This is a genomic window from Deltaproteobacteria bacterium, from assembly GCA_040223695.1.
In the GTDB taxonomy this organism is placed as follows: Bacteria; Desulfobacterota_D; UBA1144; order Nemesobacterales; family UBA2774; genus JAVKFU01.
Genome location: JAVKFU010000015.1, coordinates 407,761 through 432,159 on the forward strand (window position 1 = coordinate 407,761; position 24,399 = coordinate 432,159).

Annotated in this window: 22 protein-coding genes; 3 read left to right on the forward strand and 19 right to left on the reverse strand. The window is 49.9% G+C overall.

Annotated elements, in window-relative coordinates:
- Positions 1-4: 4 nt before the first annotated feature.
- From RIG61_06085 to RIG61_06110, 6 genes are all read right to left on the reverse strand, one after another.
- Entirely contained in the window at positions 5-988 is a 984-nt protein-coding gene (locus RIG61_06085) for an ABC transporter ATP-binding protein (protein ID MEQ9618724.1), read from the reverse strand.
- A 54-nt stretch (positions 989-1,042) separates the two neighbouring features.
- On the reverse strand, positions 1,043-2,047 hold the full coding sequence (locus RIG61_06090; protein ID MEQ9618725.1) for an ABC transporter permease: 1,005 nt from the start codon (positions 2,045-2,047) through the stop codon (positions 1,043-1,045).
- Positions 2,044-3,045: an ABC transporter permease gene (locus tag RIG61_06095; protein MEQ9618726.1), complete on the reverse strand. Its 1,002-nt coding sequence runs from the start codon at positions 3,043-3,045 to the stop codon at positions 2,044-2,046. Before RIG61_06095 ends, RIG61_06090 begins: the two co-directional genes overlap by 4 nt.
- Positions 3,046-3,198: 153 nt before the next feature.
- The gene (locus RIG61_06100; GenBank protein MEQ9618727.1) at positions 3,199-4,875 is read right to left on the reverse strand and encodes a peptide-binding protein; all 1,677 of its coding nucleotides are present in this window, start codon (positions 4,873-4,875) and stop codon (positions 3,199-3,201) included.
- 13 nt (positions 4,876-4,888) lie between these two features.
- Positions 4,889-5,650, reverse strand: coding sequence for a slipin family protein (locus RIG61_06105; GenBank protein MEQ9618728.1), 762 nt, complete (start codon positions 5,648-5,650; stop codon positions 4,889-4,891).
- Positions 5,651-5,667: 17 nt separating this feature from the next.
- Complete coding sequence (locus tag RIG61_06110; protein ID MEQ9618729.1) at positions 5,668-7,167, reverse strand: nodulation protein NfeD; 1,500 nt, start codon at positions 7,165-7,167, stop codon at positions 5,668-5,670.
- Positions 7,168-7,304: 137 nt separating this feature from the next.
- Between RIG61_06110 and RIG61_06115 the strand changes: the two genes are divergently transcribed.
- Positions 7,305-7,985: a tetratricopeptide repeat protein gene (locus tag RIG61_06115; protein ID MEQ9618730.1), complete on the forward strand. Its 681-nt coding sequence runs from the start codon at positions 7,305-7,307 to the stop codon at positions 7,983-7,985.
- Between the two features lie 380 nt (positions 7,986-8,365).
- Here the strand turns inward: RIG61_06115 and RIG61_06120 are convergent, their stop codons facing one another.
- The 3 genes from RIG61_06120 to RIG61_06130 all read right to left on the reverse strand — a co-directional run bounded on the left by RIG61_06120 (position 8,366) and on the right by RIG61_06130 (position 10,751).
- On the reverse strand, positions 8,366-9,673 hold the full coding sequence (locus RIG61_06120; GenBank protein MEQ9618731.1) for an SH3 domain-containing protein: 1,308 nt from the start codon (positions 9,671-9,673) through the stop codon (positions 8,366-8,368).
- 162 nt (positions 9,674-9,835) lie between these two features.
- Positions 9,836-10,096 carry a zf-HC2 domain-containing protein gene (locus RIG61_06125; GenBank protein ID MEQ9618732.1) on the reverse strand — a complete coding sequence of 87 codons (261 nt, stop codon included), beginning with the start codon at positions 10,094-10,096 and terminating at the stop codon, positions 9,836-9,838.
- The gene (locus RIG61_06130; protein ID MEQ9618733.1) at positions 10,080-10,751 is read right to left on the reverse strand and encodes a sigma-70 family RNA polymerase sigma factor; all 672 of its coding nucleotides are present in this window, start codon (positions 10,749-10,751) and stop codon (positions 10,080-10,082) included. Before RIG61_06130 ends, RIG61_06125 begins: the two co-directional genes overlap by 17 nt.
- A 353-nt stretch (positions 10,752-11,104) precedes the next feature.
- On the opposite strand from RIG61_06130, the gene RIG61_06135 reads away from it, so the two are divergent.
- Positions 11,105-12,502: a magnesium chelatase gene (locus RIG61_06135; protein ID MEQ9618734.1), complete on the forward strand. Its 1,398-nt coding sequence runs from the start codon at positions 11,105-11,107 to the stop codon at positions 12,500-12,502.
- On the forward strand, positions 12,499-14,103 hold the full coding sequence (locus RIG61_06140) for a VWA domain-containing protein (protein MEQ9618735.1): 1,605 nt from the start codon (positions 12,499-12,501) through the stop codon (positions 14,101-14,103). The genes RIG61_06135 and RIG61_06140 overlap by 4 nt, the downstream gene beginning before the upstream one ends.
- Positions 14,104-14,118: 15 nt before the next feature.
- Here RIG61_06140 and RIG61_06145 read toward each other — a convergent pair whose 3' ends face one another.
- From RIG61_06145 to RIG61_06190, 10 genes are all read right to left on the reverse strand, one after another.
- Positions 14,119-15,030 carry a metallophosphoesterase gene (locus RIG61_06145; protein MEQ9618736.1) on the reverse strand — a complete coding sequence of 304 codons (912 nt, stop codon included), beginning with the start codon at positions 15,028-15,030 and terminating at the stop codon, positions 14,119-14,121.
- Between the two features lie 21 nt (positions 15,031-15,051).
- The gene (gene mtaB / locus RIG61_06150; GenBank protein MEQ9618737.1) at positions 15,052-16,350 is read right to left on the reverse strand and encodes a tRNA (N(6)-L-threonylcarbamoyladenosine(37)-C(2))-methylthiotransferase MtaB; all 1,299 of its coding nucleotides are present in this window, start codon (positions 16,348-16,350) and stop codon (positions 15,052-15,054) included.
- Positions 16,347-17,435, reverse strand: coding sequence for a tRNA 2-thiouridine(34) synthase MnmA (gene mnmA, locus RIG61_06155; GenBank protein MEQ9618738.1), 1,089 nt, complete (start codon positions 17,433-17,435; stop codon positions 16,347-16,349). The genes mtaB and mnmA overlap by 4 nt, the downstream gene beginning before the upstream one ends.
- Positions 17,436-17,701: 266 nt before the next feature.
- Complete coding sequence (locus tag RIG61_06160; protein ID MEQ9618739.1) at positions 17,702-18,928, reverse strand: hypothetical protein; 1,227 nt, start codon at positions 18,926-18,928, stop codon at positions 17,702-17,704.
- A gap of 275 nt (positions 18,929-19,203) precedes the next feature.
- A complete protein-coding gene (gene rpmA / locus RIG61_06165) occupies positions 19,204-19,467 on the reverse strand; it encodes a 50S ribosomal protein L27 (protein MEQ9618740.1) in 264 nt (87 codons plus the stop codon).
- An 11-nt stretch (positions 19,468-19,478) separates the two neighbouring features.
- The gene (gene rplU, locus RIG61_06170; protein ID MEQ9618741.1) at positions 19,479-19,793 is read right to left on the reverse strand and encodes a 50S ribosomal protein L21; all 315 of its coding nucleotides are present in this window, start codon (positions 19,791-19,793) and stop codon (positions 19,479-19,481) included.
- 257 nt (positions 19,794-20,050) lie between these two features.
- Positions 20,051-21,076: a methyltransferase gene (locus RIG61_06175; GenBank protein ID MEQ9618742.1), complete on the reverse strand. Its 1,026-nt coding sequence runs from the start codon at positions 21,074-21,076 to the stop codon at positions 20,051-20,053.
- A gap of 158 nt (positions 21,077-21,234) precedes the next feature.
- The gene (locus tag RIG61_06180) at positions 21,235-23,109 is read right to left on the reverse strand and encodes a radical SAM protein (protein ID MEQ9618743.1); all 1,875 of its coding nucleotides are present in this window, start codon (positions 23,107-23,109) and stop codon (positions 21,235-21,237) included.
- A 180-nt stretch (positions 23,110-23,289) separates the two neighbouring features.
- The gene (gene rraA / locus RIG61_06185) at positions 23,290-23,778 is read right to left on the reverse strand and encodes a ribonuclease E activity regulator RraA (GenBank protein MEQ9618744.1); all 489 of its coding nucleotides are present in this window, start codon (positions 23,776-23,778) and stop codon (positions 23,290-23,292) included.
- Between the two features lie 57 nt (positions 23,779-23,835).
- Complete coding sequence (locus tag RIG61_06190) at positions 23,836-24,339, reverse strand: histidine phosphatase family protein (protein ID MEQ9618745.1); 504 nt, start codon at positions 24,337-24,339, stop codon at positions 23,836-23,838.
- Between the last annotated feature and the right edge of the window lie 60 nt (positions 24,340-24,399).

The following is a 24,399-nucleotide window of genomic DNA, read 5'->3' on the forward strand; positions in this document are numbered from 1 at the left end:
GTTATCAGATTCCTTTAGTGACTTCGTGCGCCCTCCAGCATGCCGAGTAATGACCCGGCGCGTGCTCATCGAGCGGGGGCTCCTCGGTTCTGCATTTTTCTATTACAAGCGGGCAACGGTCCTGAAATCTGCATCCCGGCGGATAATCTCCCGGACTCGGCACTACTCCGGGAATCGCGTTCAGCTTCTCCTTACTCTCGCGAAGATCGGGAATAGAGTTAAGAAGCCCGACCGTGTAGGGGTGCTTGGGCTCCCTGAACAGGTTCTCTGTTACGGCATGCTCAGCTATCTTGCCCGCGTACATTACATATACCTCGTCCGCGACCTCGGCTATTATTCCCAGGTCGTGGGTAATCAGCAGCACCGCCATTCCCATTTTTTCCCTGATGTCGTTTATCAATTCGAGTATGCCCGCCTGGATTGTTACATCGAGCGCAGTCGTGGGCTCGTCCGCGATCAGCACTTCGGGGCTACAGGCAAGCGCCATGGCTATCATCACTCTCTGCGACATTCCCCCGCTCATCTCGTGAGGATAGTTATTCATTCTCCTTTCGGGCGCGGGTATTCCGACGAGCTTTAGAAGCTCGATAACCCTCCCCTTTTCTTCTTTCCTCGATATGTTGAGATGTGTTCTGAGCGCCTCCCCTATCTGGTCTCCGACGGTGAAGACCGGGTTAAGAGAGCTTATAGGCTCCTGAAAAATCATGGATATCCTGTTCCCCCTGACAGAGCGCATATCCCTGTCGCCGAGACTGAGCAAATCGGCTCCGTCGAAAATTATCCTCCCGGTGTCTATACTGCCGGGAGGCTCCGGAATCAGGCGCATGACCGAAAGCGCGGTCACGGTCTTGCCGCATCCGCTCTCGCCCACGACGCCCACGATCTTGCCCGTGGGAACGGAGATGGACACGCCGCTTACCACCTCTACCCTTTTACCTTCCGAGGAAAAAGAAACTCTCAAATCATTTATTTCCAGCGCGTTATTCATATTCAATCACACTTTGACGACCGCGTATTCAGCTTAACACCTCGTTTATCCGCTTCACGTGCCCCCCCTGAACTTGGGGTCGATAGCGTTTCTGAACCCCTCTCCGACGAGGTTAAACGAAGTTACCGTTACAAATATAGCCGCGCCGGGGAATAGGACAAGCCACCAGGCGAAATCCACATATCTCTGGGACTGCGAGAGCACGTCTCCCCAGCTAGGGTCGGGGGGCGGCACGCCGAATCCCAGGAAACTCAGGGCGGATTCGACCAGAATGGCCCCCGCGATTCCGAATGTCGCGTCCACGAGGACCGGGGCGAGGGCGTTCGGGAGCATGTGTTTCATCATCACCCTGAAGTCGTTTCCGCCGAGCGCGACCGCGGCCTCGACATATTCGTATTTTCTCAGTTTCAGAAATTCCCCCCTTATGAGGCGCGCGATTCCCGTCCATCCGGTGGCGCCTATCACAATCATTATGTTGTAGATGCTGGGGTCTCTGAACGCGAGTATTGTCAGAATCAGGAAGAATACCGGGAAAGTCATCATAACCTCGAAAAGCCTAGAGACGATAAAATCCGTTTTCCCCCCGTAGTAGCCCGCGATGCCGCCGAGTAAAATGCCGATTACGGCTGAGATGCCCACGGCCACAAATCCGATCGAGAGCGATATTCTGGCCCCGTAGATCATACGGCTGAGAACGTCCCTCCCCCTGTCGTCCGTTCCGAATAGGTGTTTCGATGACGGGGGCTCGAGTATGGACAGGAGGTCGTTTTCGGTGGGGCTGTAAGGCACGGGCGGGAATACGGCGAAGTCGCCATTTTTCAGATTCTTGTCGAGCTGCTTGAAATCGGTGCCGAAAAATTCATTGTACCTTATAAGCACGGGGAAATAGTATTCTCCTTCGTACTTAAGAATTATCGGTTTGTTTCCAGCGAGAAAATTTTGACACAGTGCTACTCCGAAAAGAAGCAGTATCACTACAAAGGCTCCCATGGCGAGCCTGTCCCTCTTGAACTTTTTCCATACGCTCCCCCAGAATCCCGTACTCCTGGTTTCCGTCACCTTTTACCCTCGAAGCTTATTCGGGGATCGACGAGCACATAGATGAGGTCTGATATAAGTATTCCTATCAGTGTCAGGAAAGCGGATATAGTCGCAATCGCCATTATCATCGGATAGTCCCGTGCGAGAACGGACTCGAACCCCAGCTGGCCGATCCCGGGAATGGAAAATATGGTTTCGATTATAACGCTGCCCCCGATCATGGCGGGAAGTATTCCGGCTATTATGGTAATTATAGGTATGAGCGCGTTTCTGAGCGCGTGCTTGAGGAGGACCTTTGATTTCGGGAGACCCTTTGCGGTTGCGGTTCTGACAAAGTCTTCCCTAAGCACCTCGAGCAGACTCCCCTTCTGGAACCTGGAAAGGTAGGCCAGGCTCCCGTACGTAAGGCAGAACACGGGAAGCACTATATGCCATAGAAAATCAAGCGCCTTTTTGAAAAAGGGGTAGTTCTCCGCCCCCGGAGAGAGTATCCCGTAAACGGGGAATATATCCCAGTACTCCCCTCCCCCGAGGAGGAATATCAGAATCATCGCCATCCAGAAGCTCGGGATTGAATAAAGTATGAACAGAAAGAAGGTATTGGTCCTCTCGAAGAAGCTGCCGTCTCTGACCGCTGAGTAGATTCCGACAGGTATCGAGATAATATAAATCAGTATTATGGAAATTATATTCAGAGTGAGCGTGATGGGAATCCGCTCCGCTATCTTGTCGATTACCGGGCGGTGGTCCTTGTATGAGCGGCCGAAATCGAGCGTCCCTATCTGCTTTACCCATATCCAGTAGCGCTCGTAGATGGGTTTATCCAGGCCGTATAGCTTCTTCGTTTCCTCTACTATCTGCTGTGTTATCGCTTCTGATTTGATTCCCTCGTCCAGCTGAAGCTTCCTTTCCACAGGGTTTCCGGGCGCGAGCTGGATTATGAAGAACGTGATTACGGTTATCCCGAAGAGCGTGGGTATCAGGAGAAGCAGCCGTTTTATTATGTAGTCTCTCATGTACGGTGTGAGAAATTATCTTTATATATTGAGAAAAGATTAAGGGGTATCCGGGATAAAAATATTTCCGGTTCTTTACCTCAATCCTTAAATTATACGGAATATAACATAAATAATTCCGGGATTACGGATTTTTTTTCAGCGGAATCGGGTCTACTCGCTGTATTTCTGCAGCGGAAGAGGCACGTACCATTCCGTAGGCTCAAGCCCGAGCGGGTGAACGACGACGTTCTCAAACCTCTTGTTCACCGCTACGGTCGCCTTACGGCAGAAAAGGAACGTATAAGGCTGCTCCTCATGAACAATCTCGGAGAACTTCCTGTACATCTCTATCCTCTTTTCCCTATCGAATTCCTTTCTGGCGGCTTCGATCAGCCTGTCGGCCTCGGCGTTTTTAAAACCTATGAAGTTTGACCCGCTCTCGGCCTGTGTGGAGCTCCATATCTGATAGGGGTCGGACTCAACACCCATCGACCACGCAAGCGTCACAGCGTCAAAATTCCTCTCGTTGAGCCTCGTCGTGAATACGGCCCACTCGGTCTTGCGTATGTCCATTGCGATTCCCATATTGTCGAGCTCCTCTTTAAGAATTGTGGCGATTTTCTCCCCTGTCTCGGACCCGCCGGGTATCAGGAACTCAAAAGCGAATTTGACCCCGTTCTTGTCTCTGATTCCGTCCCCGTCATGGTCTATCCAGTCCGCCTCTTCCAGAAGCTCTACGGCCTTCTTCGGGTCATACGGGTATGGCTCTATGGACTTATCGTACTCCGGGCTGTTTATATAAAACGGGTTTGTAACGACTGCGCCCAGGTCGAACATTATCTTGTCTAGAATGAGCTCTCTGTTTACAAGGTGCGTCATGGCGGTTCTGACACGTTTATCGGAAAAGAACGGCCTTCTCGAATTCCACCCTATGTAGCTGTAGTTTGGCGTGAAGTAGCTGAACTTGTCGAAGTTGCTTTCGAAATCCTTCGAGTTTGTCTGCCGGGACCACTGTATGGGAGTGAGACTCGATACGTCGAGCTCTTCGCGCTTGAGCACCTGAAGCGTTACCGAGGTGTCGGTTATGATTCTGAAAACGATCCTGTTGAGATGAGGCTTCTCTCCCCAGTAGTCGGGATTTTTCTCGAGAACAATTTCCCTCCCCGTAGTCCACTTCTCAAATTTATATGGGCCGGTGCCTACGGGTTTTCTGCCGGCGGGGTTGGTATTGAAATCCCCCTCTCCGAAAATGTGCCTGGGGACAATAGGCATTCCGCCGCAGAACTCGAGCGCGAGGAAGTAAGGCCTCGCGTACGTAAACTTTACAGTGTGCTCGTCAATAGCCCGGACGTCCCTTATTTCCTGATAGTAGCTTCTCAACTGCGGGGCGTCCACCTTGGGGTTCATAATGGTCTCGTACGAGAATACGACGTCTTCCGAGGTAAATGGCACTCCGTCCTGCCATTTTATGCCTTCCCTGATTTTAAAAGTAAAAGTGAGCTTGTCGTCTGAAATCTCCCACGATTCGGCCAAAAGAGGTTTTAACTCGAGCGTTTCAGTATCCCTTTCTATGAGCGTCTCGTAGACGTTTCCGTTGTTGATTATGCTCTCGTATGCGTCCGTAGCCGTGACAGGGTTCAGCGTGCCGGGCTCGGCGCTCAGGTGATAGATAAGCCAGTCACCCTCTACGGGACCTGAACCGGCTGTGTCTTTGTCTGTCCGGGGAGCGGGTTCCGAGGATTTACTCTCCGTGCCCTTCTCCGAATTCCGGTCGGAGGAGGAACCGCATGAAACCAGAGCGGATAGTAAAGCTATGTTGAGGATCGTGAGCAGGAACAGTCTTTTCAAATTTCTCTCCTTCTTATTCGTTTTCTGTATTACCGAGCTTCTTGAGAAGAGGCGTAATCAGATCGATCGGGAGCGGAAAAACTATAGTCGAGCTTTTCTCGGACGCCATCTCGGCGAGCGTCTGCAGGTATCTGAGCTGTAGAGACATAGGATTTGTCGAAAGAATGTCCGACGCCTCAGCGAGCCTTGTCGCGGCCTGATACTCACCCTCGGCGGCTATGACCTTGGCCCTTCTCTCCCTCTCGGCCTCTGCCTGGCGGGCTATCACGCGCTGCATCTCCTGAGGGAGATCCACGTACTTTACCTCGACCAGAGTTACCTTGATGCCCCAGGGGTCGGTCTGTTTATCCAGCACTTCCTGGAGCTTAAGGTTGAGTTTGTCCCTTTCGGCCAGAAGCTCGTCGAGCTCTACCTGGCCCAGAATGCTTCTAAGGGTGGTCTGGGCAAGCTGCGAGGTGGCGTAGAGATAATTTTCAACCTGTATTACGGCCTTTATGGGGTCGATGACGCGGAAATATAATACGGCGTTCACCTTAACCGATACGTTGTCTCTTGTGATTATGTCCTGAGGGGGCACGTCCATCGTGATAATCCTCAGGCTTATCTTTATCATTTTATCCACTACCGGGATAATCCATTTAAATCCCGGCCCCTTCGGATCCACTATCCTCCCGAGCCTGAACACGACTCCTCTTTCGTACTCGTTAAGAATTCTGACCCCGGAGAGAATCAGAATTAATATAATCGCTATAAATATTACAAGTGGTGAAAACATGATTTGCCTCCTCTTTACTAATTATCCAGTTTTTTTACCTTGAGCTTAAATCCCTTTAGAAATTCTACCACTATTACCCTGTCGCCTTTAGCTATCGGCTCGTCGCTTTCAGCGTCCCAGTACTCACCCTGAACGAACGCTTTTCCCGTATCCGCTATATCGGATATAGCGTCCCCTTCCTCCCCTATCAGCCCTTCATAACCGAGCTTGGGCTGAAGCTTCTGCGCCTTGATAAGATAAAACACCACGTAGCCGAAGAAAAGCGCGAAAGCAAGGGTCGACGCTATGACCACGTCGAACCCGACTCTCAGGTCCGATTCCGGCGTGTCGAAAAGGAGCAGGGCGCCCAGGCCGAAGCTTATAATCCCCCCCAGGCTGAGGAGCCCGTAACTCGTGATGTAAACCTCCGTTACGAAAAGTCCGATCCCGAGCAGTAGAAGCACGATGCCCGCGTAGTTAAACGGAAGTATCTGAAACGAAACAAACCCCATGAGCAGACACACGACGCCCGCCACGCCCGGGAATATCAGGCCCGGGTTGTAAAATTCGAGCAGCAGGCCGAGCGAACCCAGAGAGAGCAGAAGAAACGCTATATCGGGGGTGCTCAATACGTCTATCAATTTTTGCTTGGCGCTCATCTCGATTCTGGAAATCGACGCCCCTCTTGTATTTAAGGTTCTTTCCCCCTTAGGGAGCTTTACTTCCCACCCGTCGATATCGTCTATAAGCTCGGTCAGATTGGGCGCGATCAGGTCTATCACCTTTATTTCAAGAGCCTCTGTCGAGGTGATGGACGAGCTCTTTCTTACGGCTTCGATCGCCCATTCCACATTTCTTCCCCTCTCCTCGGCAATGCTTTCTATGAACGAGGAAGCGTAGTTCTCGATTTTTTCGTTCATCACGTCCTGATTCGACTTTCCCGTGCCTTCGGGTTCTTCCGCCCCGTCTTTCCCCTCCCCCTCTTTGCTATCCTTCGCCAGGTCTTGGTTCGAGTCTTTTTCTATATCCTTATCTTTCTCCTCGGGCTTTTTACCGCCTGGGGTGAGCGAGACGGGATGGGCCGCTCCTATGCTTGTTCCGGGGGCCATTGCGGCGATGTTGGCGGAAAGAGTAATAAATACCCCGGCCGATGTTGCCGAAGCGCCTTTGGGTGAGACGTATACGACGACCGGCGTCGGGGAATTTAGTATGAGCTTTACTATTTCCTTGGTAGAGGTCAGCAGTCCTCCCGGTGTATCGAGGAGGATAATCAGCGCTTCCGCGGATTTTGCCTCCGCTTCCTCAAGACTTACACGGATATAATCGAAGGTCGCCGGGTTTATGGTGCCGTTTATCTCTATTACGACAATCTCTCCCGGAGCCCCGTTTGTAGAGTTCTCGGCCGGTTTATTTTCCTGTCTCCCCTCGCTTTCGGAGCTTGCGTCCGTGTTTTGTGATTTACTCTCGGTTTCGCCGTAGCTCAGAATGAAGCTGGAGAGCGAAAGGATTATCAATAGTGCGGAAATTGTTCTAATCATAGAGTTTAACCTGAAATTAGTTTAGCTCTCCCTCCGTCAAACCGCAAGACGGATGTCCCGTTTAAGCCCCGAAGCGGTTATATTTGGGCGGCTATGACTGTCTTGTAATTCTAACGCCTCCGATTATAATTCTCCCCATGGCAAAGAAAATTAAATATACTCAGAAAGAGCTCAAGGGGCCCGATAAGTTTACGACCGCGGTTATAAGCGGGTTCGAGTATTTCCAGGATCACACTACTAAAATCCTGATTATCGTAGTTAGCGTAATAGTAGTACTGGTCGGGGCCTACGCGATAAACGTTTATACGGCAAAGAAACACGAGGAGGCAAGCGTAATGTTCGATCAGGCCGTTCAGAAGTACGATTCGGGCAGCTATGCGGAAGCCCTTGACGAGTTTAAGACGGTTCAGAGGGAATTCCCCGATAAGAATATCTCCGGTATCGCGCTCTACTACACCGGTCTTATCAATTACAAACAGGGAAATTATGAGGAATCGATAAGAACCCTGGACGACTTTATCAACTCCGGAATAGACGAGAATATGCTCATCCAGTCGGCGATATTGACTCAGGGGCTAGCCAGTTTTGAGGAAGCCAAATGGCAGCAGGCGATCGATTATCTGACGAAACTGGAGAGCGAGCCTCTCGGAGCTTACAGCGACAGGGCGAAATTATATATGGCGCTTTCTTATGAGAAGCTCGGACAACCGGAAAAAGCCGAGACATTATACAGGGAGCTCGACAGGCCGGAGACGGGTTTCAGTTCCGGCATGTCGCCTGTATCCGTTAACCCTTCCGCGCAAAGTGAAGTAAATTGACCTGAGATATGCTGGAAAACGGTTCCTGGCGGGGAGAAGAACCGGACGACGTCGTTTAAAAACAGATAAGCCCGGTAACTTCGAGCAAACCAAAATAAAATAACCTAAATAAACTCCACGATCCCTTATACAACCGCGCCGGGACGATCTTCAGTTTCGATGATTTCAAGCTAAATTGTTTTCTCCCTTTTGGAAAAAGGAGGGAACTGATGCGAGCGAGTGGGCATTAGGACTATCTTTCTTAAAGCCTAATCAAGTTCGTGAACTTGAGAGAGCTGAGCTCCTGAAACTAAAACAAGGGGGATTTAATATCTCAAGAAAGAAAAAGCATTTTCCCGCTTAGAAAAGTGGGAAGAGTAAAAGACAGGGTTTAACGATACTTACTTTACTTCCCTGATTATCTTCCCGGATATCCAGCCCTCTTTTCCGTCAGGCGCGATAATTTTATACCACCTACCCTGTCGCTTTCCCGTTCCCTTGAACTCCTGACCGCGCTTTACTACGGTAACTATACTGTGATTCATACCCGGGCCGCTTCTAACATTGGCTCCTGCGCCTTGAACGGTATATGATTTATAGTCGGGTGCCGGTGGCTCTGTCGCCGTTTCTTCATCCGCCTCGGAACTCTGAACTACCTTTTCAGCTTCATTATCAATAGCATCGCTCTCCGCGCCTCCCGGAATTTTGCCGGACTCTGCCCACTCCTCAAGTAAAGCGCTGGCATCGGGTGTATCTATACCGTCCGGCTGCACCGTGTCGGGCGCTTCTTCAGCGAGCCGGTCCGTCGTGCCGTCCGTTTCCGGGACCGGGGCACCACCATTCGCAGTAATCTCTCCGGAACCCAGGACGTCGATCATCTCTTGCTCCGTGTATTCCAGGACGCCCCATCTCCTCATTAGCAAATCATAAAACAGCACTCCGATAATAACGCCGAAGATCAAAAGACCGGCCCCTATCACATAGGTGCTTTTTAGTGCAGAATTCTTGTCCTCATCTTCGGTTGGCTTACTATCGGAACTTGAGAAAGAGGGTTTGGTCTTTGCGCTTGCCGTGTCAGGAGTGACCGCCTTTTTGGCGGTCTCCGGCTTTGTGCCGGGAGGCGCGATTATATCCTTTTTATTCTCGTCAATTTCTTTAGAATCCGTCTTTTCAGCGGTCCTTCCGTTTTGCTCTTTTTTTTGCTCCGCTCCGTAAATCCCGGAGGCGGCCAGACGCGTTAACTCGTTCTGAAGTCCGAGCAGTTTCGCGTCGAGGTCTGTCTGCGAGGCGCCCAATTCAAGGTTATATACGGAATAAACCGAGTCCAGCTTGTCCAGATGCTCCTTCTTTAATTTCTCGATTTCCGTGCCTATATCGTCGAGGTATCCTCTCAGTTCATCTATTATGCCTGTAAACGATTGGACTTGAGAGAGGGGTTCTCCGGGAGGCGAATAGGGGTCTCCCAAGCTTGGCGAAGAAGGTGAGGAGGACTTCCTCTCGGCGTCCAGGAGCTTGACTGTAAAGACGTTAAGTCCGGATTTATACTTTTCGGTCAGAGTCTCTATCCGATCGATTTGATTTTTATACAGCTCTCTTGACTGGGAGATCAGATTAAGCGTCTTTATGAGACGCAGTAGATCCAGTTCGAAGTTTGTAGAAATTCTTCTCAGATTCTCTCTGGCGAGATCTTTGTCTATATCCCCTTTCATCTGGCCCAACCTTAGAAGTTATTATAGTATAACCAATATAATATGTAAAAAATGGGGGGAAATAATTTAATTTAAAAGCGATAGTCAAATATCAAAGAGGTTGAATACAGAACATTTAAAGTGCTTTCGGCATACGTCCGGTGGATTGATGCCTTAATTTTTTCAGTTGGGTTTTATCTTGGAATTAAGAAGGATTTTGAGCCTGCTTCTTATCTCCGGAGTGACGAACGACCTTTCCCTGAGCTTGCCAGCGAGTTCGAGCATTCTTTTGTAGGTGTCCACGAAAGCCTTGCATTCGGGACACATTCCGGTGTGTTTCTCGAGCTCCTCGAGTGTTCGCAGGTCAAGTTCCTGATCGATATAGCCCATAATATTCTCTACGACGTCCTTGCACATGAACATGTTATCACCTTCTCCATTCATTGAAATATTCCGACAGTCTGTCTCTCAGAAACAGCCTTGCCCTGTGGAGTCTCGACTTTACGGCCGGAACGCTAATATCGAGAACTTCCGAAACTTCCTCATTCGTCATTCCCTCTATATCCCTTAGATGAAATACAGTACGGTAAGACTCAGGAAGCTCGTCAACGGCATTTTCTATTATATCCAGAGCTTCCTTTCTGAAAATAGCTATGTCGGGTCTATCGCTGAAATCCTTGTTCTTGATCTTCCCCATCAAGGTTCCGTTTTCATCATACGGGGCATAGTTTTCGAGGCTCAGGTTTTTTTCAAACTTCTTTCGCGCCCTCAAATGCATATAACTGGTGTTCAAACTCACCCTGTAGAGCCAGCTCGAGAATTTGGATTCCCCCCTGAACGTATCGATCTTTTTCGTCAGGGTTAAAAACACTTCCTGGAAAACTTCCTCGGCGCTGCCCGTATCTCGCGTGATCCTGAGCGCAAATCCGTAAATTTTGTCCGCATATCTACCCACAATGGCCTCAAAAGCCGCTTCGTCCCCTGTTTCAATGTACATTCTTACAAGGTCCTCATCAGATACTTTCGAGAACTTTCCGCCCGCTCCTCCATGCCTGCCCGTTATAGCGTTTATCAGTTGTTTTAGAAAACCGGTTCCCATCTTTATATCTCATCAAACCTATTAAGTATAATTATAACAATACCGGATTACATCCGTTTCTCGCGACAAAGCACCTTCGCCTTATGTCCATGGTCTGGACTTTCCGAATCCCGGTTCCCGCGGCCCCGCTCATCTTATTAGTATGATAAAACTGCAAAAAGGCTTCAAATTGATGTTAATAACCTTTATAATCTTCAGTGTGAAACGATTGGCGAAATCCGCTTCGTAAATCCTGCCTTCACGCGAAACGATTATACTTAAGTATTGAGTTTGTTGATAAATCCTGCGGCAGCAGTCGGCCAATCGACTGAATGAATTTCACAATTCCCGAATTCTCTGGAGGAATCCTCGGTATGCATGAAAAACCCGGAACGATTGGAGAATTAAAAGCGAGCGAGTACAGAGTGCTTTCGGTGAAAGACGAGATGAGAAAAAACCTGATAGCCAAGCTCCGGAACGGCGAGGAGATATTCCCGGGGATTGTCGGATACGAGGATACCGTAGTGCCTCAGGTAGAGACCGCGATACTAGCGGGGCACGACCTTATATTTATCGGAGAGAGGGGGCAGGCCAAGTCCCGTCTGATAAGGTCGCTCATAAACCTTCTCGACGAGGAAGTACCCGTTATCAAGGGCAGCGAGCTGAATGAGAGCCCCTACAACCCGGTGACGAAAAGCTCTCGTGAACTGGTCTATAAGTACGGGGATGATACCGGGATAGACTGGATCGGACGCGAAGAGAGGTACAGTGAAAAACTTGCCACTCCGGATGTATCCGTCGCGGACCTGATCGGCGAAGTCGATCCGATAAAGGTAGCCGAGGGCAGGTATCTTTCGGACGAGCTTACTATTCACTTCGGCCTGATTCCGAGGACGAATAGAGGAATATTCGCTATCAACGAGCTGCCGGATCTCGTAGAAAAGGTTCAGGTCGGACTGTTTAACGTAATGGAAGAAAAGGACATCCAAATCAAGGGCTATAAAATCAGGCTGCCGCTCGACATCTGCGTAGTCGCCACCGCCAACCCGGAGGACTACACAAACAGGGGGAGGATAATCACACCGCTGAAGGACCGTTTTCAGTCCCAGATCAGCACGCATTATCCGCGATCGAAGGATGTGGAGATACGAATAATGGAGCAGGAAGCGTATGTGCCTGAGATTAACGGATGTGCGATCAAAATTCCTCATTTCATAAAGGAGATCATAGCGGAGATTTCAATTCAGGCGAGAAACTCGGCTGACGTTAATCAGCGCTCCGGAGTGAGCGTAAGGACGACCATCGCCAACTACGAAAGCATTATCGCCGCCGCCGAGAAAAGGGGTATCAGGCTCGGAGAAAGGGAAGTCGCTCCGAGGATTACTGATTTCCCCGCATTGGTGCCTTCAACCACAGGTAAGATTGAGCTCGAGTACCTGGGAGAGGACACATCCGAGTCGGGAGTGGTGGAGAAGCTTATAAAACGCTCGATCAAGTCGGTTTTCGATTCTTATTTTCCTACGCTCGACATCATGAACGAGCTGATAGAGAGCTTTGAGCACGGCTACGTGGAGGTAGCCGATGTAATGCCTTCCGAGGAATACTTGCACGGGGTGAAGGAGATTAAGGGACTCAAAAAGTGTATAGACGCGCTCGGAATAGGGGATTCCGCCGCTCAGATAGCCTCCGCCGTCGAGTTCACCCTCGAAGGTCTTCACCTGAACAATAAATTGAACAAAGAGACCGTCAGGGGAAAAACAACTTACAGATGACCAAGAGATATAAATATTCGAAGTGGGACGGAACTCAATCGGAATGGGACGTGAACGCCCGGGAATTCTTCAGTGAGCTATCCGATTACCTCATGGAGGGCTGGACGCCGGAAGAAGCCTACGAGTGGATACTGAAGCAGGGATTGCGCGGCGCGGAAACGAGAGTAATAGGGATTGATGACCTGCGTTCCGAGCTCAGCGGATACAGACACAATGCTTACGATTCATATAACGTCAAGGACTCGCTTTCTGAGCTAAAGAGCAGGCTCCGGGATATAATTGACCGGGAGCTGACGCGTCTCGGGGATTCCGCCGAAGGGGATTCGCGGGAGTTGAGAGAGAGGCGGAGCCTTCTGGAAAACCTTCCCGGAAAGCTGAGCTCCGCTATTGAGAGCTTGAGGGAATATGATTTCATCGACGAGGAGGCGGGAGAAGAATTTAAGGAGCTGCTCCTCGATCTCGAGAGAATCAAGAAAGCGGAGAAATTCATAAAACGCTACGGGGAGAAGTTCACCGGGGATACTTCGCTGGATTTTGAGCGGCTCCTTGAGCTTGTGGATCTCATGGAAGACCTCGAGAAATTTGAAAAAAGCCTTATAGCCGGGGATTTCGACGAAATAGATCCTGAATCCCTGAGGGGTGTGCTCAGCGACGACGCGCAAAATTCCCTGTTGCTACTGAAGGGGCTTAAATCCGCTCTTGAGGAATCCGGCCTTGTCAAAACAAAAGGGGAGCGCACTGAGCTCACCCCCAGAGGCATCCGGAAGCTCGGGGAGATGGCACTTACCGATATTTTCTCTTCCTTAAAACGCCAGAAGCTCGCAGAGCATGAAACGGGGCAGAGGGGCTCGGGCACTGTAAAGCCGGAAGAATCAAAGGAGTACGAGTTCGGAGACCCCTTTAATCTCAATATCGTAAACACGCTCAAGAAATCCCTTGTGAGGGATTCCACCGGTCATTCCATAAAAATAGAGCCTCAGGATTTTGAGGTCTATGACATGGAGTATCATACTCAGGCGACTACGGCTCTGCTGCTGGACCTCAGCTGGTCGATGAGTTTTCAGGGGAGATTCCCCGCCGCAAAGCGGGTGGCGCTCGCGCTCGACCACCTTATACGCACCAAATATCCGAAGGACGAGTTTCATATCATCGGTTTCTCGACCGGGGCAAGAACGCTCACTACAAAAGAGCTCGCGGTTACGACATGGGACTCAAACGACCCGTTTACGAATATTCAGGAGGCCCTGTCCGTCGCCTCAAAGACGATTTCGAGGCACAGGAATTCCAACAAGCAGATTATACTCATCACCGACGGCCAGCCTACGGCTTATTACCTGGACGGGTACCTTCAGGTTGAGCTGCCTATGTTCTTCGGCGGGCTCAGTCCACGCGCCACGTTCGAGACCCTTAAAGAGGTAAAACGCGTCACGAGCATGGGAATAAGGATAAACATCTTTATGCTCGACGACAGTCCTTCGTTGAGACGCTTTGTCGAGGAGATGACGCGGATCAACAAGGGGCGCGCCTTCTTCACCACGCCCGACAAGCTGGGCAAGTATCTGCTCGTGGATTATCTAAAGAGAAAGAAAAAATTGCTTTGACGCTTTGTATTCCCTTCAATCGCACTCATAGGGCTTTGAGAGAGTGAAGACTTCATCGAGGGCGGGCGAGTAATCCCTGTCCTTATGGTTACGCGACCTGACGAGCACTTTGTTTGAGCCGCAGGCGAATACGAGCACGCGGGATTCGGGTTCCTTTATTCCCAGAATTTCAGGGCGGATGGAGGAGATGTGAATAAAATCTGTGCCGCCGTACTCGTCTTTTGTGACGGTGTTGTTCATGATCCCGTTTGGGAGATGCAGGTGCCCGGACAGCCAGAGATCGACATTGTAATTTTTCATAACATCCGTGAATCGTTCCGAATCAATTACCTGTCTCTCCCTAATAGAAGAAAAAGGGATGCCGCTTCCCTCAAGCGGCGCGTGTGTCGTGACTACGATTATCTTGTCCTGATTCTCGATAACAAGCTCTTTCCACCACTCGAATACTTCGTCCGGTATCTCTGTCGCCTTCCCCCTTTCCGAGTCCGACATAAAGATGAACAGTATGTTTCCCTTGAGAACGGCGTAGTTGACGTTCTCCCTGAGCTTCTCCCTGAACAGCTTTCCCCTGTCCGTCTTCAGGTCGTGGTTGCCGATAATCTCGTACCATTCCGTGACGTATGACTTGTCTCTAGTGCTTATGTACCAGTCGAAAACCTCTTCCTTCGTTACATGCACAATATCCCCCGCCACTATCGCCATGTCGACCCCCGGCACGTTATCGTTTATGTCCTCCACGGCAATCTCGAAGGCTTCCCTGTGTGAACCGTTCCTGGGCTGTATATCGGCGAGTGCCCAGACTGTGAGCGTGTTTTCCGGGTCGTACCAGTCGGCCTCCAGAAGCTCCCTGCCGGATGAATAGCCTATTCGGCACGAATTAAACGCCAGAAAGAGGAGCGATACACAGAGTACAATCTTGGTGCTCATGTTCATAAGATGGATACGAGATCAGTCGCCGGTTCGGATGGGCGCGCCAATGGCCTCCTCCCCTATCACGTCCTTTATGGTCGTCTCGACCTCGTCGCCTGCAGCGTGGCCGTTATGCTCTAGGCGCACTGAAATATAGTTAGGGGTAGTGCCTTTGGAACGGTTTTCAACCAGAACAGAAAGGTTTCTCCCGATAAACCTCCTGTAGAACTCGGCCTTCTTTTTGCTGCCGAGCCCTCTCAGGGTTTTGCTCCTTTGCTTGATTGTCTCCGGGTGTACCTGACGGGGCATTACGGCGGCAGGGGTTGTCTTTCTTTTAGAGTATGAGAATACGTGGAAGTATGTTAGAGGGGATTCCTCCGCGACTTTGTACGTATTGTGAAACTCTTCCTCCGTTTCGCCCGGGAATCCGACCATTATATCCGAGCCTATGGCCGCATCAGGGATTTTCTTTCTGATCAGGCCGGCCAGGTCTAAAAACCTTTCCGGCGCATAGCGTCTTCTCATTCTCTTGAGCACGTCTCTGTCCCCGCTCTGAAGGGCCACGTGGAACTGGGGGCAGATTGTTTGCGAATCCGCGATAAACTCAATGAGCTCCTCGTCGAAATCAGCGGGGTCGAGCGATGTAAGACGCACGCGGTTTACGATTTTCTCTTTATCTATCTTTCTCAGAAGCTCAAAAAAGTCGGTGCCTATGTCCCTTCCGTAACTGGCTATGTGAATGCCCGTAAGAACGATCTCCCTGTATCCGGCCTCCGCCAGTTTTTCCATTCGGATCAATATTTCATCTACCGTGAGGCTCCTCGACCTCCCCCGGGCCCTCGGAATTATGCAGAATGTGCATGCGTAGTTGCATCCGTCCTGCACCTTTAAAAACGCCCTCGTCCTTCCCGGGAAGTGCTCTATATCCGGGGTTTCGAAACTCTTCTTCTTTTCCTTGAAAATGTCCGATATGAAGACTTTCGGCTCGCTCTGGGTTTCCCCTTCCCTTATTACCCTTATAAGGGAGGAGAACTTATGCGAGTTTCCTATAACGTAATCAACGCCTTTTACGTCCTTGAGCTCCTCGGGCGAAACCTGGGCGTAGCACCCCGTTACGACCACCACGCCGTCCGGGTTGGCGCGTTTGGCGCGGTATATATAGTTCCTTGCCTCGGCATCGGCTTTATGCGTTACGGTGCACGTGTCTATGACGTAAACATCCGCTTTCTCGGAAAAAGGCACTCTTTTGTATTTAGTTCTGGGGAGCCTGTTCAGTATTACCGCCGTATCGTACTGATTAACCTTGCATCCCAGTGTGACTACGGAAATGCTCTTCATGATTTCAGCACCTCTTTTATCCAGCCGCCGCCCAGGACCTCATCCTCGTCGTAAAATACCACGGCCTGCCCCGGCGTTATCGCCCTCTGCGGGTTCTCGAATTCAACCAGGGCGCCCGTCTCTTTGTTTATAGTCACAAATGCGTCGCTTGCACTATGCCTGTATCTGATCTTAGCCTTTACTTTAACTTTGTTTTCTAACCTACCCGCAATATATGTACTATTTATCCATGTAAGGTTCTCGGCGAGGAGTTTGGTCCCGTATATCTTATCTTCCTCACCCACGATCACCCGGTTCGTGTCCGGCTCTATCTCCGTTACATACATCGGCCTGCCCGTGGCAATGCCGAGCCCCCTTCTCTGTCCCAGCGTGAACGAAAAAACGCCCTTATGTGACCCGAGTACTACTCCTTCCGTGTTTATTATCTCCCCTTCCCGCTCTGTAAACGCCCCTCGTGAGACGAGAAAGTCCCTGTAATTACCGGTCGGGACGAAACACACCCCGGTGCTGTCGGGTTTGTCGGCCTGCCTCAGGTTCATCTCTCTGGCCAGCTCCCTGACTTCGTCCTTTGTCAGCGCGCCGAGAGGGAACATCAGGCGTCCGAGCTCTTTTTGAGTGAGCGTATAGAGGAAATAGGTCTGATCCTTTGACTCGTCGCACGCTCTCTTCAACGTAAGCGCGTTCCCGTTTCCCTTCTCTATTCTGGCATAGTGTCCAGTGGCCAGGTATTCCGCGCCCAGCTCGAGGGCGCGCTTCATCAGCAGGTCGAACTTCACATGCTGGTTGCACAGGACGCACGGAATAGGCGTCTTCCCGGACCTGTACTTTTCGACATAATCGGTCAGAACAAGATTCTCGAATTCCTCCGTGAAATTGACTACGTAGTGCGGAATGCCTATTTGATCGGCCCCCCTTCTGGCATCCACCACCTGGTCCAGCGAACAACAGCCCCCTTCCGCGTCCCCGTAGTCGAGAATCTGCATTGTAATGCCTATAACCTCGTGGCCCTCCTTTTTCAGGAGCGCCGCGACTGTCGTACTGTCAACGCCGCCGCTCATGGCGACGACTATCCTTTTCTTGTTCATGATTAATCGGAAGATGTTACCCAAAGTTTAAATTCGAAACAACTCGGGGTGCGGTTTGGAGGGTGACGAGACCGGATTTCCGACAGAGTTTATCCCGAGTTTATGAAGGACTCGAAACGGCGAAGGGGAGAAGAGATCCTAGAGGCGCACAGTGTGCGCATACTTCGACAGGGTGCTTGATGCGCCCGCCGTGATCGGTCACACAGTATGTGATTGTACGAGAAAAGAATGAAGGACAGGGATCTGAGATGAATTCGGGCTGACCCTTAAACCACGCCCTCTTCCACGCCGACTATGGAGTAATAAGAATCGTCACCGAGTCTTAGCTCTCTTGACTCCACATAGTCGCTTACTTCGTGGTATACGTCCGTAGATACTATTACTCTCCAAATCGGCGCTACGTTGCTTATGTTTCTTGCCATATCGGTTATTTCCTTTATTCCGTGCGGCACTCCAGAGTCGTCATAAACCGGTATGGATTTAAGGGCTATTCCGATTTTGCCGCTTATCGCGGTTTTGCCCTCCATTTTTCGCTCCCTGGTTATGCTTGCCAGGAGTTGAAGCACTTCCACAGCCGAGCATATGGCTTTCAGCTCAGCATTGGTCTGTTCCTCAGGGGCGTTAAAGAAAGCCACTATTTCATCTTTAAGGAGCGCCTCGATTATGCCGCCGTAATTGGATATGACGGCGGAAGCGGCTTTTCTGTAATCCGCCAGAAAGGAATTGAATTCCGCCGGGTCCAGCGTATTCGACAGCTCCTGAAAGTCGGCGATCTTGGCTACGAAAACGATTACATTTCTGTGTTTGGCGGTAATATCCTCGTCTTTGGACGCTATCAGCGTAGGCTGGAATACAGGCTCATCGTCTTCGATGTCCTCTCTTTTGCGCAAACGGTCGATCATTTGATTAAAAGTCTCATAGGCCCTTATCATGGCCACGTCGTCCGTCGATTCCGAAGGATCGAGCCGCGCCGCGTTCAGATCCCCCCGGCTTACGTTCTTCATGGCGTTAATCAGTTTCTCGATTGCGTCGTTCTTAGCAGGGGTAAATAAAGAGAATATCAAAAGGAGTATTACGGAAAAACCTATCCCTATAAGAGCGCTCCAGAGGGCTCCCGACAGCACGAGACTCTTGTAGTCCCTTGCAATAAGACCTATCAATATCGTGTTATTCTCGGATGTAGCCAGAGGGAGGATTTCTATATTGTCCCCGTCTCCGTTGCCGTAGCTCTCCTGAAGAACCCCGTCAGGGTCGAGGAGTTTTACATATACTATGTCCTGCTGAGAGTCCAGAATATCTTTGGCGGTATCGGAGAAATTTTTGTTGGACGTATTGAAATATCTGGCGAGTTCCTGCGTTCTCTGCTCGGAAAGCGTGGAAGTTAAATAGTAGGAATTAAAAAGTGATACGAGAACCGAGAGAAGGATAAACAGCACAGCCAGAATTATCGCATGTCCCGTGTAAAAGTTGCCTATTCTGGCCATTAGTCCCATCTAGTCGGCTTCTCCGCTATTTATGCTAGTTCTTTTGTCAAAATTCAGAAAAACTTAAGAAATTCTTCTTTCATAATACTAAGTAAATTTGAACTAGTAAAGATAAAATTTCATACAGTCTTAACAAAAAACTATTTAATTCTCAATTAAGATGAAAACTCAGATGTTGCCGGAAAATAAATCACTAAAAAACAAGCAGGGATTAAATTAACAGGGCGCACCTGCGTAGCAGACTAACAAACGCCCAATTCGGACTCAACTGAAAACACTAAATATTACTGCCCCGACGCCGGCTGGATGTTAATTTTAGTTCTGTTTTTTCTGAATCTCTGAAACTGAACCACACCGTCCTTAAGCGCGAACAAGGTATGGTCTCTCCCTACACCGACGTTTTCCCCGGCATGATATTTAGTGCCCCTTTGTCTTGCCAGTATATTGCCGGCTTTTACGATTTCTCCGCCGAACTTTTTGAGTCCAAGCCTTTTGCCTTCTGTGTCTCTTCCGTTTTTAGTACTGCCGCCGCCTTTTTTAGTTGCCATCTTTTTATCTCCTAACTTAAAATATCGGTTATTTCCACCGACGTATACATCTGCCTGTGCCCGTTTTTCCTTCTGGAATCCTTCCTTCTCCTGAATTTAAAAACAGTTATTTTCTTCCCTTTAGTTTCTCCGAGGATTTTTGCCTTTACAACAGCTTTTTCCAAAAGCGGGGCTCCGACATCCACTCCGCCCTTGCCGTCGGACACCATAAGGACTTCCTTGAATTCTATCTCGTCGCCCGGATTTCCGGTCAGTTTTTCGACTTCTATTACGTCGCCAGCGTTAACGCTGTACTGCTTTCCGCCTGTTTTTATTACCGCCTGCATGATAAAGCCCTCCCGTGTCTCTAAACGACCTATATTATTCCCTTATTGAAGGCGTCTTGTCAAATACTTTCGCAAATATGTTTATACGCGGTTATGTGACAGGGCCCATTGGCTTAGATTTAACGGATCCGCCATTCATTCTGCAAAAACACCACTGCGCAAGCGCGCATGCTCTATAAAACCGCGGAGTATCGCCGACTCAAGACCTGACACCGGCGACAGTGGTGATTTAATGCGGCCGTATGCCGACTCGAGTTCTACTTGTATGCGATAGCCGCGCTGCACGGGCCCGCCAGGTGCAATACATCGAACTTCCTGAATCCCGCTTTGCCGCACCATTTACGGAAATCGGCCCCCGTAAAGTCAAACGCGTCTCCAAACTCGATTAGCATATTAAGCGACATGAGCATTCCGAACGTATTCACTCGCCTTTCGTCGTCTATAAGATTTTCTACCGCAATCAACGCCCCGTTTTCGGGTAGAGCCTCGTAGGCAGACCTTATCAGGTGCATTTTGTTCTCCAGGTTCCAGTCATGGAGGATCATACCCATCGTAATTACGTCGGCTTTCGGCAGGGGGTCTTCGAAGAAATTGCCTGATACGGGTGTGACCCTCTCCGATAACCGGCTCTGCTCTATGTTCTTCCTCGCTATGGGCTCGACCGCGGGGAGGTCGAACGAGATACACCTCAGCTCCGGGTGCTTCTTCGCAACGACAATAGAAAGTAGCCCGGTCGCCCCGCCCACATCGCAGAGAGTTTTGTAAGGGGAGAAATCGAACTTGTCGGCCAGGGCCTCGAAATTGGCGCGAGATAGGCCGCTCATCGCGCCCATGAACTGCTCGAGACGGGGCAGGTCGCTGTACAGGTCTTCGAACAGCGGCTTGTTGCTGTGCTTGATCTCGTTCTGGGGCTTTCCTGTCTTGAGAGCTTCTCCGAGGTCGTCCCAGTACCTATAAAGTCGCTCGTTCAGCATTTCGAGTATACCCCCTATATATGACGGGCTGTTTTTATCGAGGAAATGTCTTGATTGCTCCGAATTTCTATAAAGGGCCTCAGGCCCGTCGCCTGCCCTGTCGAGATAGCCGAGGGAAACGAGAGTATCGAAGAAATCCCATATGCCCCTCGGATGAATGCCCAGTTTTTCCCCGAGCTCCGGGCCTGTCATTGCTTTATCCGCGAGCACTGTAAAGAGATCGAATTCGACTGCTGTGAGGAGGACTTTTGATTCCCAGAATCCGAACCCGGTGCTCAGTATTGAGGAAGGGTCTTTTGCGTTTGTCATTCTATACTCCCTGTTTAGTGGAATCGGACCGGTACTGTATTACAGATATTGTATACGGGAGCGAACGGGATTTCATTCGAATTTTTCTGTAACGAATAAGTCCTGACCGTTTTGGCCGCGGGGGGGATGGCGAAGCATATTTGACCTCTGCTCCTGCTCTAACTCGCCAGCACGAGATTGAATACGGAAGAGTCTATCTGCACCTTATCCCGCCATTTTTCGTGTACGGCTATGTATACCCTGTCGCCGTAACGGGAGAGCCTTTTGAATAGACGGTGCAGATGCTGACGCTGTGTCTCGTGGAATTCCTCTATATTAAGCGTTATGGATGAGGGCGTGTTCTTTAGCACGTTCTCAAGGTGTGGAGCCGCGCGCTCGAAAAATTCCCCGTCCAGCATGCCCTTTATCGAAATCGACATATTGGCAGCCGTATTCTTTACCCTGTTAAGTGATACCTCCACAACTCCGTCGCTTAAATATCTCTGGAACGATCTTTCAAATGTTTCAAGGTGGTTCCTCGCAAGGCTGTGCTTCTCATCGCTCTCTTTAATGAAATGGCGGTCCACATAGTTCTTCATCGAAATGCCGACTGTCCAGTCCTGTATCACGAGCGGAATCAGTCCGGGTCTCGTGAAGGGGAAAGTCCTCATGAAATGATAGACCCTAGAAGGACCACCCGGGAAAATGCCCTTGAAGAAGAATTTCTTTAACGCCCTCAACTGATCGCCTATAGAGTACGTGCTCCTGAAAAGAGGATTATTCATAAACCTTGACTTGTTATTTATCCTGTCTGCGATAGTTCTGTCGTCAAGCAGCCTGTAGTACAGCTCACGATAGCCCTCCACCATTTCTTCGTAAGACATCTGTTTGGGTACGAGGTTCGTGCCGAGTTTCGTATTATCGGTCCCGCTTGCCGTTTTGATGAGCCTGCCGTCTTTTTCGAGACGCTCGTAGAGAGGAGTTTTCGGCACCGCTGTCAGGAGCCCTATCATCGCGGCCTGTATCCCTGAATTCTGAATAAAGTTGTACTGAAGATCGAAAGTTCTTACCGTATCGTTGTCAAAACCTATTATAAATCCGGCTAGCACCTCTATTCCGTAGCTGTACACGTGCCTGATTGAATCGAGTATATTAGCCCTGGTATTCTGGAATTTAAGTGTCTCCTTCAGGCTGTCCTCATCGGGCGACTCAATTCCTATAAACACCCACCCGAAGTTCGCCTCCTTAAAAAGCTGAAGGAGTTCGTCGTCCTGCGCGAGATTGAGCGACGCTTCCGTGCCGAAGAGGAATTTATAGTTATGCTCCTTCTGATAATCCCTTAGATAAGACATCAGTTTTTTGGCGACAGGTTTATTCCCGATCAGATTGTCGTCCACGAAAAATACGTTCGTTATGTTTAATTTTCGAAGCTCGTCCAGCTCCCTTCCAACCTGGTCGAATGATTTCACCCTCGGTTTCCGCCCGAACATGACGATAATATCGCAGAACTCACAGCGGTAGGGGCAGCCTCTTGAAAACTGAAGACTCACGGCCTGATACCTGTCGAGTTTCAAGAGGTCAAACCTGGGCGTGGGAGAATCCTCGAGCGATACTTCTTCCGTCTCCTGGTATAGCTTTCCGGGTGCGCCTTTTTCAAAGTCGTCGCAGAATTTCTTCCATATATACTCGGCCTCTCCGGCGATCACCGTATCGGCCAGTTCTTCGAAATATTCCGGGCAAAGGGACGCGTAGCTCCCCCCGGCGACGACGTAGTGTCCGTGGTTTTTGTAAAATTTGAGCAGCTCTTTTTGCCTTTTGAACTGAACACCCATGCCGCAGATGCCGATAATATCAGCTTTTGGGTCGAGGGGGATGGATTCTATATTTTCGTCTATAATCTCCACTTCCCAGCCGGGGGGACAGAGTGCTGCGAGAGTGGCGAGTCCCAGAGGCGGGTTGATCGTCCTCACGTCAGCGGGCATAACATTCTCAACAGCCCATTTAAAGCTCCAGAAGCTTTCGGGAAATCTCGGGTTTATCAGAATTATTTTCATACGTCCTCCCCTCGGACAATGCAGTTTTTAGATAACAATTCAAAGTAATCCTATGATACTATGATCATAGTCCATTTTAGATTATTTTGGAATGATTATCAATAATTAATAAGGGTGACGGGCGTCGAATCAGGGGGAATATCCCCGGCTGATCAGTTTTAGCTTCTTTCGGCAGGGGGTCTATTCAGGCATTCTCAGGAGCTCGGGCGAGACGATTATTCCGGTGCTGTCCGCGTAGGCATATTCTCCGGGATTAAATGTTACACCCCCGAAAGTCACCGGTACGTTTAAATCCCCTACCCCTTTCCTTTCCGTCTTCAGAGGAATCGCTCCAAGGGCCATTACTCCTATATTCATGCTGCCGATGGGATCAACGTCACGTATTGCGCCGTAAATTATAAATCCCTCCCATCCGTTTCCGAGGGCGTTTTCGGCGATGAGGTCTCCGAGCAGCGCTTTCCGCAGGGAACCTTCCCCGTCAACGACGAGGACCTTGCCGTGTCCCGGTTTTCCGGCTGCTTCCTTTACGATAGAGTTGTCTTCAAAGCATTTAGCGGTAACTATCTCCCCTCCGAATGAGCTTTTGCCCCCGAAGCTTCTGAAAACAGGGTCTACCACTTTGATAAGGCCGGGGTATGCGTCGCAAAGATCGGGTGTCGAATATTTCACGTAAATCGGTCTCCGTGAGTATTGGGTTTTTTATACCAAAGGGGTCTCTTCGGTTCGCTACCATAGCTTCTTCGGGTAGTCGAAATTAAGAAGCTCTCCCGTTCCTTTTTTTATGCCGGACCATTTTTTAACATTAAATCGAAGCAGAGCCACTCCGCAAGTAGGCACGTTATCGATACTTGACCCGCTCAGCTCGTTTACGAGTCGGGTGATTGCGGGATTGTGCCCGACGAGCATTATGGTTTGGTATACGTCATCGAAGCCTCTTATTACCTCGATAATATCGGACGAATCGAACGAGTACAGGTCTTCGTCTATTTTCACCTCGGATTTCTTAAAACCGAGCTCGGCGGCTATTTCCCGCGCCGTTTTATAAGCGCGTACGGCGGGACTCGATATTATCACTTCGGGACGCGCTTCATAGCCCGCGAGATGTTTTCCCATTCTGGGAGCGTCCGCTTTCCCCCGCTTGTTAAGCGGTCTTTCTATGTCTTCGATATTAGCGTCGTCCCAGCTCGACTTTGCGTGCCGCACCAGAAAAAGTGTTTTCGTATCCGCCATGAGAATTATATCTTCCTTAAACTTTCACCCGCCGCGCGTAAGACAAAACATAAAGAACGG